Annotated in this window: 6 protein-coding genes; 3 read left to right on the top strand and 3 right to left on the bottom strand. The window is 71.4% G+C overall.

All coding sequences use genetic code 11. From position 1 onward, the window contains the following. The first annotated feature begins 7 nt into the window (after window positions 1–7). Genes ACFWU9_RS25680 through ACFWU9_RS25690 form a run of 3 tightly spaced genes read left to right on the top strand, consistent with a single transcriptional unit; the run spans window position 8 to window position 7,712 of the window. Window positions 8–3,601 carry a CDP-glycerol glycerophosphotransferase family protein gene (locus ACFWU9_RS25680; RefSeq protein ID WP_384322306.1) on the top strand — a complete coding sequence of 1,198 codons (3,594 nt, stop codon included), beginning with the start codon at window positions 8–10 and terminating at the stop codon, window positions 3,599–3,601. Then, window positions 3,598–6,549 carry a CDP-glycerol glycerophosphotransferase family protein gene (locus tag ACFWU9_RS25685; protein ID WP_384322308.1) on the top strand — a complete coding sequence of 984 codons (2,952 nt, stop codon included), beginning with the start codon at window positions 3,598–3,600 and terminating at the stop codon, window positions 6,547–6,549. Before ACFWU9_RS25680 ends, ACFWU9_RS25685 begins: the two co-directional genes overlap by 4 nt. Next, window positions 6,546–7,712 carry a glycosyltransferase gene (locus tag ACFWU9_RS25690; RefSeq protein WP_384322310.1) on the top strand — a complete coding sequence of 389 codons (1,167 nt, stop codon included), beginning with the start codon at window positions 6,546–6,548 and terminating at the stop codon, window positions 7,710–7,712. The genes ACFWU9_RS25685 and ACFWU9_RS25690 overlap by 4 nt, the downstream gene beginning before the upstream one ends. Window positions 7,713–7,749: 37 nt before the next feature. On the opposite strand, the gene ACFWU9_RS25695 is transcribed toward ACFWU9_RS25690, so the two are convergent. The 3 genes from ACFWU9_RS25695 to ACFWU9_RS25705 form a co-directional block, all read right to left on the bottom strand. Beyond that, the gene (locus ACFWU9_RS25695; RefSeq protein ID WP_384322312.1) at window positions 7,750–9,993 is read right to left on the bottom strand and encodes a CDP-glycerol glycerophosphotransferase family protein; all 2,244 of its coding nucleotides are present in this window, start codon (window positions 9,991–9,993) and stop codon (window positions 7,750–7,752) included. Between the two features lie 138 nt (window positions 9,994–10,131). After that, window positions 10,132–11,049 carry a carbohydrate ABC transporter permease gene (locus tag ACFWU9_RS25700; RefSeq protein ID WP_384322314.1) on the bottom strand — a complete coding sequence of 306 codons (918 nt, stop codon included), beginning with the start codon at window positions 11,047–11,049 and terminating at the stop codon, window positions 10,132–10,134. Beyond that, window positions 11,046–12,410 (bottom strand): carbohydrate ABC transporter permease, encoded by a 1,365-nt coding sequence (locus ACFWU9_RS25705; protein ID WP_384322316.1) that lies wholly within the window; start codon window positions 12,408–12,410, stop codon window positions 11,046–11,048. The genes ACFWU9_RS25700 and ACFWU9_RS25705 overlap by 4 nt, the downstream gene beginning before the upstream one ends. Between the last annotated feature and the right edge of the window lie 2 nt (window positions 12,411–12,412).

Below are 12,412 nucleotides of genomic sequence, written 5' to 3' on the forward strand. Positions count from 1 at the left end.
ACCACGCATGACCCCCCGCCTCACCGTCGTCGTGCCCATCTACAACGTGGAGGAGTACCTCGACGACTGCCTACGCTCACTGGCCGGACAGACCATGGCCGACTCCGAGATCGTCATGGTGAACGACGGATCCACGGACGGGAGCGCGGGGATCGCGAGACGGTTCGCCGAACGGGATCAACGGTTCCGGCTGGTCGAGCAGGAGAACGCCGGGCTCGGCGCGGCGCGCAACACCGGAGTCCGGTATGCCCGGGGGGAGTTCCTCACCTTCGTCGACAGTGACGACGTCGTGCCGGACGACGCGTACGAGCGGATGCTCGCCGCGCTCGACGCCTCCGGCTCCGACTTCGCGACCGGCAACGTGCTCAGGCTCGGTCCCGGCGGCGCGCTCGTCCAGGCGCCGATGTTCCGCAAGCCGATGGCGACGGAGCGCTCCGGGACCCGGCTCACCCGCGACTGGGTGCTGCTCGGGGACCGTATCGCCTGCAACAAGGTCTTCCGGAAGACCTTCTGGGACCGGCACGCCTTCGCCTTCCCCTCCGGGGTGCTGTACGAGGACATCGCCGTCGTGCTCCCCGCGTACTTCCTGGCGGGCGGTGTCGACGTACTCTCCGGGCCCGTCTACCACTGGCGTACGAGGGACGGCTCGATCACCGCGAAGCGCGCGGTGCCCAGGGGGATCCGGGACCGGGTCACCGCCGTCTCCTCGGTCTGCGACTTCCTCGCCGAGCGGGGGCGTACGGACGCGGGCGGCGGTGACATCGACTGGGCCGACGCACGGCGCCGTTACCACCAGCACGTCCTCTCCGGCGATCTGTGGCTCTTCATCGAGGCGCTGCCCGAGGGTGACGCCGACTTCCACGCGGCCTTCCTCGACCACGCCAACGCCTTCGCCGCGACGGTCGACCAGAGCGTCTTCGACGCCCTGCCGCTGCATCTGCGCGTCAAGTGGCATCTGATCCGCGAACACCGGATGCCCGAACTCCTCGCGCTGCTGGCCCATGAGAAGGCCGACCCCGGGGCCTTCGGCGTACGGGGGCTGCGCAGGTCCCGCGCCGAGTACCCGGTGCTCACCGGCGGTCTGCCCCGGGCCGTCGCCACCCTCAGGCCCAAGGAGCTGCCGGTGACCTCGCATCTCACGGAGGCGGTCTGGCGCGAGGGGCGACTGCACCTCAAGGGCTACGCGTACGTGCGCAACGTGCCCGCCGACGCGCGCCGCAAGTCCCTCAAGCTGGCGTGGCTGCGTACCGGGAAGCGGCGGATGCTGCCGCTGCGGACGCGCACCGTGCGGATGCCCGCGGCGACGTACGAGTCGAGGCAGGGGCTGCACGCCTACGACTGGGCCGGGTTCGAGACCGTGGTCGACCCGGGCCGGCTCGCGAAGGCGAAGGGGGCGGGATCCCGTAACTCCCGCACCGTGTGGAGGCTGGAGATGGGCGTGTACGGGGCGGGGCGGCTGCGGCGGGCCCCGCTGCGGCTGACCGGTTCGGGCGCGGCGCCCGCCGTACCGGCCGTGCATTACGTGGACGACACCACCCGCGTCGTGCCCGCGCTCTCCGGCAACAAGCTCGAACTGCGTGTCGAGCCGGTCCGCGCGTTGCTGACCGGCCACGGCCGCCCCCCGACGACGGACGACCGCACGACGACAGCGGATGACGGCACGACGGCGGACGAGGGCACGACCGGGGGCGGCGCCGTCGACGGCGCCGTACGGATCGAGGGGCTGCTCCACCCCACGAGCAGCAGCCCACCGACCCGCCTGGCCGTCCAGAACTGGTACACCAAGGAGGTCCACGCCTTCCCGCTGCGCCTCGCGGACGGCAGGTTCAGCGCCGACGTACCGCTGTCGGTCTTCGGCGACCCCGCCGCGCGCCGGCGGGCCACCGTGCCCTGGGGCGTCCATCTCGTACGGGCCAACGGCAGCCGCTTCGCCGTGGCGGCGCGCGGCGCGGTCCGGCCCGGACACTACGGACTCGGCGACGGCCGGGAGCTGTACGTCACCGCCAACGCGGCGGGCGATCTGGTCCTCAGCGACCAGACCGAGCAGCCGGTGGTCGACACGGTCGACTGGACCGACGACGGTGAGCTGGTCCTTGAGGGCAGCCAACCCGCCCTGCGCGCGGCCGAGTTGGTGCTCCGGCACAGCGCCCACCGCGAGGAGAACGTCTTCCCCCTCCATGTCCTCCCGGACGGCCGGTTCCGCACGGCCCTGCGGCCGGGCGCCGTCGAAGGGCTGAACGGAGTGCACCAACTGCCCGAAGGACGCTGGCTGTTGTCCGTGCGCGAGCCGGGCGAGAGCGACCCCGAGCGCTACACCGCCGTACGGATCCAGCCCTCGCGCCATCAGACGCTCCCGCTGGTACGAAGCCTGGACGGACGCGAGTTCACCCTGGACCGGCACCAGCAGGACATGCTCCAGCTGCACTCCGGGTCCGTCCTCCCCGAGCAGGACCGGGGCGCCTACCGGCAGCAACGGCTGCGCCGCCTCTACTCCGACCGCCGCACGGCGGGCCCCCTGCGCGACGCCGTCCTCTACAGCAGCTTCGACGGCAGGCAGTACTCCGACTCGCCACGCGCCGTCCACGAGGAACTGGTGCGCAGACGGGCCCCCGTGGAACACCTGTGGGTCGTACGCGACCGGCAGGTGGCCCTGCCGCGGGACGTGCGCGCCGTCGAACTGCACAGCGCGGAGTGGTACGAGGCGCTGGCCCGCAGCCGGTCGATCGTCACCAACACCCATCTGCCGGAGTGGTTCGAGCGGGCGGACGGCCAGCACGTCGTACAGACCTGGCACGGCACGCCGCTCAAGCGCATCGGCCGCGATCTCACCGGCGGCGCGCACGCCGACGAGGCGTACATCGCCACCCTGCCGGCGCGCGCGGCGCAGTGGAGCGTGCTCGTCTCGCCCAACAGCTTCTCCACCCCGATCATGCGCCGCGCCTTCGGCTACGAGGGCACGGTCCTGGAGTGCGGCTATCCGCGCAACGACCTGCTGTACGCGCCCGACCGGTCCAAGGTCGCCGCGGCCCTGCGCGAACACCTCGGGATTCCGGAGGACAAGCGCGTGATCCTCTACGCGCCGACCTGGCGCGAGGACCAGCCACGAAAGGGCGGCCGGTACGGGCTCGACCTCCGGCTCGACCTGGAACACGCCGCCGAGGAGCTGGCGGACGACCATGTGCTGCTCGTCCGCCGCCACTATCTGGTGGGCGGCACGGTCCCGGGCGCGGGGTCCGGCTTCGTACGGGACGTGTCCCGCTACCCGGACGTCGCCGAGCTGATGCTGATCAGCGACGTCCTGGTCACCGACTACTCGTCGCTGATGTTCGACTTCGCGCAGACGGGCCGGCCGATGTACTTCCACGCGTACGACCTGGAGCACTACCGGGACACCCTGCGCGGCTTCTACTTCGACTTCGCGTCCAAGGCGCCGGGGCCGGTCGTCGCCGACACCGCCGCACTCGTGGCGGCCCTGCGGGACCCCCGGACGCGGCTGCCCAACGACGCGTACGACCGGTTCCGGGAGACCTTCTGCGATCTGGACGACGGCAGCGCCGCCCGCCGTGTCGCGGACCTGATGCCCGTGGGGGGCGGCGCATGAGCGCGGTCGAGATCAGCTGTGTCGTCACGGCGGGGCGGGACGCGCAGGCGCTGCGCAGGTCGGTGGAGTCCGTCGTCGCCCAGACCATGCGGGCCACGGAGGCGGTGGTGGTGCTCGGGCTGACGGCCGCCGGGCCGCCGGAGACCGCGGGCGGGGGCGCGGGGGACGCCGGCGGTGAGGGGCTCGGCCCCGGGCGGCCGGCCGGTGCGGCGGGCTTCGCCGACGCCGACTCAGCCGCCGAGGACGTACGCGCCGTGGCCGACGAACTCGCCGCGCTGGACCCGGCGCGCGTCAGGATCGTCACGTCCGGCGCCGAGGCCCCCACCACCGCCGCACTGCGCAACCACGGCTTGGACCAGGCGCGCGGCCGGTACGCCACCGTGCTCGGCGAGGGCGAACGCCTCCAGCAGGACGCCTGCCGCAATCTCTGGGAGGCCGCCGAACGCTCCGGCGCCGAACTCGTCGCCGGCCGGTGGACCCGGCGCGCCGGGCGCCGCGTCAAGGAGCAGCCCCCGGCCCGGATCGTCGAGAGCCAGCTCTACGCGCGCTCCCGCACCGTCGACGAGCTGGGCGACGCCCCCGAACTCGTCGTCGCCGACGCCCTGGTGACCGGATTCTGTGTCAGCACCGCGCTCCTCGACCGGGCGGGACTCAGATACGCCGAGGACCTCGACCGCGCCGAGATCCTGTTCGGCGCGGAGATGGCCGCCGCCGCACGCCGGATCACGCTCGTCCCCAACCTGGTCGTCAGCGGGCGGGCGGCCGAGGACCCGGCCGGCACGCTGGAAGGACAGCTCGCCGCGCACGTACGCGTCGCCGAACTGCCCCTGTTCCGCAACCGTACGGCGCTGCGCGAGGCCCGCGACCGGGCCTTTCTCACCGACCGGCTGCTGCCGCTGGCCCGCCAGTTCCCCAAGCTCGACGCGGACGCGCGGGCCCGCGCCGCCGCCCTGGTCGCCGCACTGCCCGCCGTCCGTACCGACCCGGACCTCAGGCTCGACCTGGCGCCCCTGGAGCGGGTCTGCCTCCAACTCCTCGTCGACGGGGACGCCGACGGCGCCCTGGCCGCCGGTTACGCGCTCGGCAGGCCCGACACCGTCACCTCGGCGCTGGCCGAGCGGGACGGGCGGGTCTACTGGCGTGCGGCGCTGCCCGAGGACCCGAGGGAGCGGGCCGCGCTCGACGTCACGGCGCTGGGCCACCAGTACCGGCCCCTCGCCGGCACCCCGTTGATGAACCGCCTCACCCACTGCGGGCAGGAGGGCGAGCGGCTCGTTCTCGAAGGACGGCTCCCGGCGCCGCTCCAACTCCTCGCCCCCGAAGCCCCGTTGACCGCCACGCTGGAGTTCCTGGCCCGGGGCAGCGACGGGCGGCGCGTGTTCCGGGCACCCGTGGACGAGGTGTGGCGCGAGGGCGACGCCGTGCGCTGGCGCGCCTCCGTCGAGATCGGCGCGCTGCTGCGCGTCGGCGGAGCGCGGGAGCGCGTGTGCGACCCGCACCTCGCCCTGCACACACCGGCGGGCACCACCAGCGGTCCGCTGTTCCTGGAGCGGGAGCGGGTCGAGGCGGCGGGCAGCTACCTGGCGCGTCCGCGCCCGGGGCGGCTGTTCGGCGACACCTGGAAGCCGTACGTCACGGTCAAGCACCACCTCGCGCTGCAACTCGAAGCGCGCCGCCTCCCGGGACGCGTCGCGGCGGCGGCCCTGCACTACCTCACCCACTTCCGCCCGGCGCGCAAGCTGAAGCGGCTGGCCAAGGGGGTACGCCGGCGCTTCGACCGGCTCTCCTCCCGCTCCATCAAGACGCGCGTCTACAACCGGCTGCTGATCCGGCTCCCCGTCCGCAGGGGCTCGGTGATCTTCGAGAGCCATATGGGCAAGTGCTACGGCGACAGCCCGCGCGCCATGTACGAGGAACTGCGCGCGCAGGGCCGCCGCAAGGTGCGCTGCGCCTGGTCGTACGCGTCGTCCACCGACGGTTTTCCCGCCGACGCGCGGCTGGTCCGCCGGCTCTCCTGGCGGTATCTGTGGACGCTGGCCCGCGCCCAGTTCTGGGTCGACAACCAGGGCTTCCCGCTCGACCTGAGGAAGCCTCCCCGCACCACGTACCTCCAGACCTGGCACGGCTCCGCGTACAAGCGCATGGGGTTCGCCGAGAGCCGGATCAAGGCGCAGAACGTCTCCGAGCGCGACAAGCTGAGCGCCGCGCTCGCCCGCTTCGACCACTTCCTCGTACGGTCCGAGCACGATGTGACGACCCTGGCACGCGACTACCGGCAGGCCCCCGAGTCCCTGGTGCGCTGCGGCTATCCGCGCAACGACCGGCTGGTCCGCGCCCGCGCCGACGACGAGACCCGGGGCCGCTTCCCGCGCCCCGCGCTCGCGGCCGAGCTGGGCATCCCCGACCATCGCACGGTGGTGCTGTACGCGCCGACCTTCCGGGGGATGCCGAAGAAGGGCCGGGCGGTGCGACTGCCCCTCGACGCGGAGCGGTTCGCGGAGCGCTTCGGTGACGAGTACGTCCTGCTCGTACGGGCGCACTATCTGGAGTCCGCCGTGCTGCCCGTCTGTCCGCCCGGCACGGTGATCGACGTGTCCCGCCACCATGACGTCAGCGAACTGCTCTGTCTCGCCGACGTGCTGATCACCGACTACTCCTCGATCATGTTCGACTACGCCCTGCTGGACCGGCCGATGGTCTTCTTCGCCCCGGACCTGGAGGAGTACGTGGCGGCCCGCGGCAGCTACTTCGACCTGCGCGCCGAGGCCCCCGGACCTGTGGTCGCCACCCAGGACGAACTGCTCCGAGTGATGGCGGAGTTGAAGCTCTCCGACACCGGGCACCGGGCGGAACGCGCCCGCTTCGCCCACAAGTTCGGCGGCTTCGAGAGCGGTCTGGCCGCCCGTACCGCCCTGGACGTGCTCTTCGCAGGAAGGACCCGCCGGTGACCGGCACCGCGCTCACCACCGTCCCCCGCGAGCTGATCCTCCTCGCCAACGCCACCGACGTCCTCGGCGGCGTCACGGCCTGGACCCACCAGATGGCCCGCCTCTTCAGCGCGAACGGTCACCGCGTCCAGGTCGTCGGCATCCACGAGGCCGAGCTGAAACTCACCCTCCCCGAGCCGCCCGCCTATCCGGTGACCGCGCTCTACCCCTCCCACCCGCCGACCCCCTGGCAGCCGCGTACCCCGCTCGACCGCTTCGACCTCCGCGCACGGCGCCGCGAGGCGGCCAGGGTGGCGGACAAACGGCGTGCCGTCGCCCGTCTGACGGAGATCTTCCGGGCGGCCGGGCCCGGGGCGCTGGTGATCATCACGCAGGTCTGGCCGATGGAGTGGGTCCTGGAGGCCGACACCACGGGTCTGCGGCTGATCGGGATGAGCCACGAGTCGTACGAGTACAGCAAGCGGTGCCACCGCTTCCGCTGGATCAAGAACAGCTACCCCCGGGTCGACCGCTGGCTCACCCTCACCCAGGAGGACGCGGACGCCTGGATCGCGGAGGGCTTCGACAACGTCGGCGCCATGCCCAACGCGCTCGGCTCCCTCCCCGAACAGCCCTCGCCACGCACCGGGAAGACTGTCGCCAGCATCGGCAGGCTGGACGACCAGAAGGGCATCGATCTGCTCCTGGAGACCTGGCCGGCGGTGGCGGCGGAGCGCCCCGACTGGCGCCTGCGGATCTACGGCGCCGGCCAGGACGCGGAGGCGCTGAGGAAGCGGTGCACCGCGCTGGGCCTGGACGGCTCGGTCGACTGGATGGGCCGCACCGACGACGTACCGGCCGCGCTGGCCGAGAGCTCGGTCTTCGTCCAGTCCTCGCGGGGCGAGGGCTTTCCGCTGGCCCTGATGGAAGCGATGGCGAGCGGCCTGCCCTGCGCGGCGTTCGACTGCGCCCCGGGCGTCCGGGAGATCATCACGGACGGCGAGGACGGCCTCCTCGCACCCCCCGGCGACACGGACGCCCTGGCGGACCGCCTGCTCCGTCTGACGGGCAACCCCCGCCTCCGCGACACCCTGGGCGACCGCGCCCGCGCGAACGTCCAGCGCTACTCACAGCCGGAGATCCTGCGCCGCTGGCACGAGCTGTTCGCGCTGCTGGACCTCTAGAGCCCGTCGAAGCTCCCCCCCCTGGCCCCCGCGCGCCTCAGCGCCGTAGCTGCGACATCTTCCGTCCGTGCCGCTGGTGCGGCAGCGACAGGGGGGAGGGTGCCGGGGTGCGCCCTTCCAGGGGGATCGGTTCCGGGAGGTTCGCCGTCTCGCCCAGGAAGACGCGGCGCACGACCCGTTCCGCCGCGTGGCCGTCGTCGTACGGGCAGAAGCGAGCGCGGAAGGCCGCGCGGAGCTGGGCCGAGCGGGAGCCGCGCCAGTGGTCCGTGGTGAAGATGTCGATCAGGTCGTCCTCGTCGCGGGCCACCGCGCCCGGTGGGAAAGCGCGGACGTCGAAGTAGGTGCCGCGGGCCGCCTCGTACGCCTCCCAGTCGTCGATGTGGATCACCACGGGACGGTCCAGATTCACGTAGTCGAACATCAGCGACGAGTAGTCCGTGATGAGCGCGTCGGCCGCCAGGCACAGCGACTCGACCCGGTGGTGCCCCGAGACGTCGATGATGCGCGGGTGCGGGGTGTGCGGCAGCGGGGCCTCGTACGTGTGGTGGGCGCGCGTCAGCACCACGAAGCGGGGGCCCAGCGCCTGGGCGAGCCGCTCCAGGTCCAGCGGGACGTACGGGGTGCGCCGGTAGTCGCGCTGGGTGGGCGCGTACAGCACGGCCGTGAAGCCGTCCGGGATGCCCAGGCACTCCCGCTGCCGGGCCACGTCCGCCGAAGTGGCCCGCTGGAACACGTCGTTGCGCGGGTAGCCGTATTCGAGGGCCGTGTGCCCCGCCGGATAGGCCTTCTCCCAGACGAGGGTGGAGTGGCGGTTCGCGGACAGGGAGTAGTCCCACTGGTCCGCGCCCGCGAGGAGCCGGTCGAACTCGGTACGGCCCGCCGCCGCCGGGTGGTCCTGGAGGTCCAGGCCCATCGACTTGAGCGGGGTGCCGTGGTGCGTCTGGAGCAGGACCTGCTGGGGGCGCTTGACCAGGCGCGGGTCGAAGTTGACGTTGTTGACGAGGTACTTGTCGCGGGCCAGGGCGGTCCAGTAGCCGAAACTGCCGGGGCGCAGCTTGCGGGTGGCGGTGGGCACGGTGTGGTGGTACTCGGCGCGCCCGATCCACGACGTGGCGATGTGCGGGGCGAGTTCGCGCACCTTCTCCTCGATGGCCGCCGGGTTGCACGCGTACCCCCGGCCGTCGTACGCCGCGAAGACCGCCCTGTTCTGCCGTACCGGCAGGCACCGCTGGATCCGGTAGTGCAGCTGCAACGCCCCGGCGCGGACGGCCCGGCCGAGCGTCGTCGCGATCCGGTGGGCGCCGAGTTGCAGGTGCTGCGCCGTCCACAGGGCGCGGTACGTACGGTGGGCGCCGAACCGCAACAGGGTGTGGCGCAGCCGCGCCCGCAGCAGCGGCGCCGAGCCGGGGGTGCGGTGCCGGCGGTGGTGGGCGCGGGCCCGGCGGAAGAACTCGGGCCGGCTGCGGCGCGGCAACCGCCCGCCCGCCGCGACGAGTTTGGAGAAGTGGTCGAGCATCCGCCGGAAGAGCACGGGGCGCCACTCGTCGAGCGCGGGCCGTGAGTCGATGAAGGCGAAGACCCGGTCGTACTGGTCGAAGATGTCGAAGTGCCTGCGGCTGGTCGTGGAGAGGATGTTGCCCTGGCGCCGCTGCCGGTAGTGCACACAGACCCGGTCGAGCGTCGCGATCGAGTCGGCGGCCATCAGGACGGGGAACGTCCAGGGCGTGTCCTCGTAGTAGCCCGGCGGGAAGCTGAAGCCGTGGCGGGCGATGTACTCGCGGCTGTAGGCCTTGTTCCAGACGACCATCAGCACCCGCAGCAGCCCCGGCCGGTCGGTGAGCCGGAAGGGCGCCGGGCCGCTCTCGTCGAGCAGGTCGCACAGGACGTTCCGGACGACCTCGCCGGACCAGTACGTACGGGCGTAGTCGTAGACCAGGACATCGGGCCCGTCGGTCTCCTTGAGCCGGTCCGCGATGGTCTGGAGGGCGCCGGGGGTCAGGGTGTCGTCACCGTCGAGAAAGATCAGATAATCGCCCGTGGCATGGGCCATTCCCGCGTTGCGGGCCGGGCCGAGGCCCTCGTTCTCGGCAAGGTGTACGGCGACCACACGCGGGTCCCCGGCGGCGGTCTCGTCGATAATGGTCCCGCAGGCGTCGGGTGATCCGTCGTCCACGGCGATGAGTTCGAAATCCTCGTAGGTCTGGTCGAGCACCGACCGCAGACACTCCTGCAAGTACGCCTGGACCTTGTACGCGGGGACGATGATGCTGAACCGGGCCATGGCTCGGGAACGGCCGATGGAGTGACCTGGTTACGCCAGACGTGGCATACGGGGGACAAATACGCCGGGCGGGCCGGTGGTTGAACCGGCCCGCCCCTTTTGGCGTACTTCTCCGTCGAACGGGTGCCCGAAGTGGCCCTACTTGACCGCCCCCGCCATGACGCCCGAGACGAACTGCCGCTGGAACAGGAAGAACACGGCCAGCGGGATGATCATCGAGAGGAAGGCGCCGGGCGCCAGCACATCGATGTTGTTGCCGAACTGCCGTACCTGCTGCTGGAGCGCGACCGTGATCGGCGGGGAGTCTGAGTCCGCGAAGATCAGCGCGACCAGCATGTCGTTCCAGACCCAGAGGAACTGGAAGATGCCGAGCGAGGCGATGGCAGGACCGCCGAGCGGCATCACGACCCGCGTGAAGAGCCGGATCTCGCCCGCGCCGTCGAGCCGGGCGGCCTCCAGGAGCTCCCTCGGGATCTCCGCGAAGAAGTTCCTCAACAGGAAGATCGCGAAGGGGAGTCCGAAGGCGACGTGGAACATGACCACGCCGAAGGTCGTCTCGAAGATCCCGATCTCACCGAAGAGTTCGGAGACCGGGATGAGCGCGACCTGCACCGGGACGACCAGCAGGCCGACGACGAGCATGAACCACCAGTCGCGGCCGGGGAAGTCCATCCACGCGAACGCGTACCCGGCGAGCGAGCCGATCACCACGACCAGCACGGTCGAGGGGACCGTGATCATCACCGTGGACCAGAGGGAGTTGGTGATGATGTCGTTGGAGAGCAGCTCCGAGTAGTTCTCGGTGGTCAGCTGCGCCGGCTTGGTGAAGACCTCCCACCAGCCGCTCGCCGCGATGTCCGACGAGCCGCGCAGCGAGGAGATCAGCAGACCGATCGTCGGCATCATCCAGAACAGGGCGACCAGGATGAGGAAGACCGAGACGGCCCCGCCGCCGGTCTTCGCCGCGATACGGGCGGGCAGGGACGGCTTCGGCTTCACCGACGTCTCCGCCGGCAGGGGCCGCTCCGCCTGTACCGCTGTGTCTGTCGTGGTCATCGGCGGTTCTCCTTCTGCATCCGGCGAATGTTGAAGAGCATCACCGGGATCACGAGCAGCAGGAGGAATACGGCGATCGCGCTGCCCACGCCGACGTCGGCGTCCGTGCCGAACGACGAGCGGTAGAGCTGGAGCGCCAGCACGTTCGCGTCGTCCTGGGCGGAGCCCGGCGCGATGATCAGCACCAGGTCGAAGATCTTCAGCACATTGATCATCAGGGTGACCATGACGACGGCCAGGACCGGAGCGAGCAGCGGGACGGTGATCCGGCGGAACACGTTCCACTCGTTCGCGCCGTCGACCCGTGCCGCCTCCAGGAGTTCACGGGGCATGCTCGCCAGACCGGCGCCGATCAGCACCATCGCGAAGCCCGCCCACATCCACAGGTAGCTGCCGATGATCGCGGGGGTCACGAGGGACGGGCCGAGCCAGTCCACACCGTTGTACGGCTCCTTGAAGTTGCTCTCGGGCAGCTGGAGTACGGCTCCGTCGGCCGAGGCCGGCAGGGTGAACGTACCGTCGGAGGCCGCGCTCGCCGACGCGATCACCTTGCCGTCCTTGACCGCCTCGATCTTCAGGCCGCCCAGGCCGAGTTCCTTGGAGTCGACGATATTGGGCTTGCCGCCGCCGCCCTTGGTGAAGTCCAGCCAGGCGGTGCCGGTGATCTCGCCGCCGCCGCTCTCGGCGGCCTTGGCGGGCTGGGCGTCGGACGGCATCTTGTCCGGCGGTACGCCGACCAGCGGGATCAGCACCGGCGTGCCCGCCGAGACGGGCTGCTTGGTGACGAACGAGCCCTTGGCGTCGCCCGGCTTCAGCGGATGCACGGGCAGCGGGCGGGCCTTGGGATATCCCGCCGACTCGGAGAACGTGTCGTGCACGCCCACGGCGACGGCGTTGGCGATGCCGCGCTCGGGAGCCTGCTCGTACACCAGCCGGAAGATGATGCCCGAGGCGAGCATCGAGATCGCCATCGGCATGAAGACGATCATCTTGAACGCCGTTCCCCAGCGCACCCGTTCGGTGAGTACGGCGAAGATCAGACCGAGAGCGGTCGCGACCGTGGGGGCCACCACCACCCAGATCAAGTTGTTCTTGATCGCGGTCCGGATGGTGTCCTCGGTGAAGATCTCCACATAGTTGTCGAAGCCCGCGAAGTTGTCGCCGGACTGGTCGAGGAACGACCTGTAGACGGAGAACCCGATCGGGTAGACCACGAGCGCGCCCAGCAGGACCAGCGCGGGCAGCAGGAACGCCACCGCGAGGCCTTTACGTGTGCCTGTCACGCTCTTGCGCTTCCCCTTGGTGGGGGGCGGGGGCGCCGGCACCGCGGTGTCGGTGCCCCCTGTTGTCGCCGACTTCACCG

Source organism: Streptomyces sp. NPDC058653, from assembly GCF_042716895.1.
Lineage (GTDB): Bacteria > Actinomycetota > Actinomycetes > Streptomycetales > Streptomycetaceae > Streptomyces.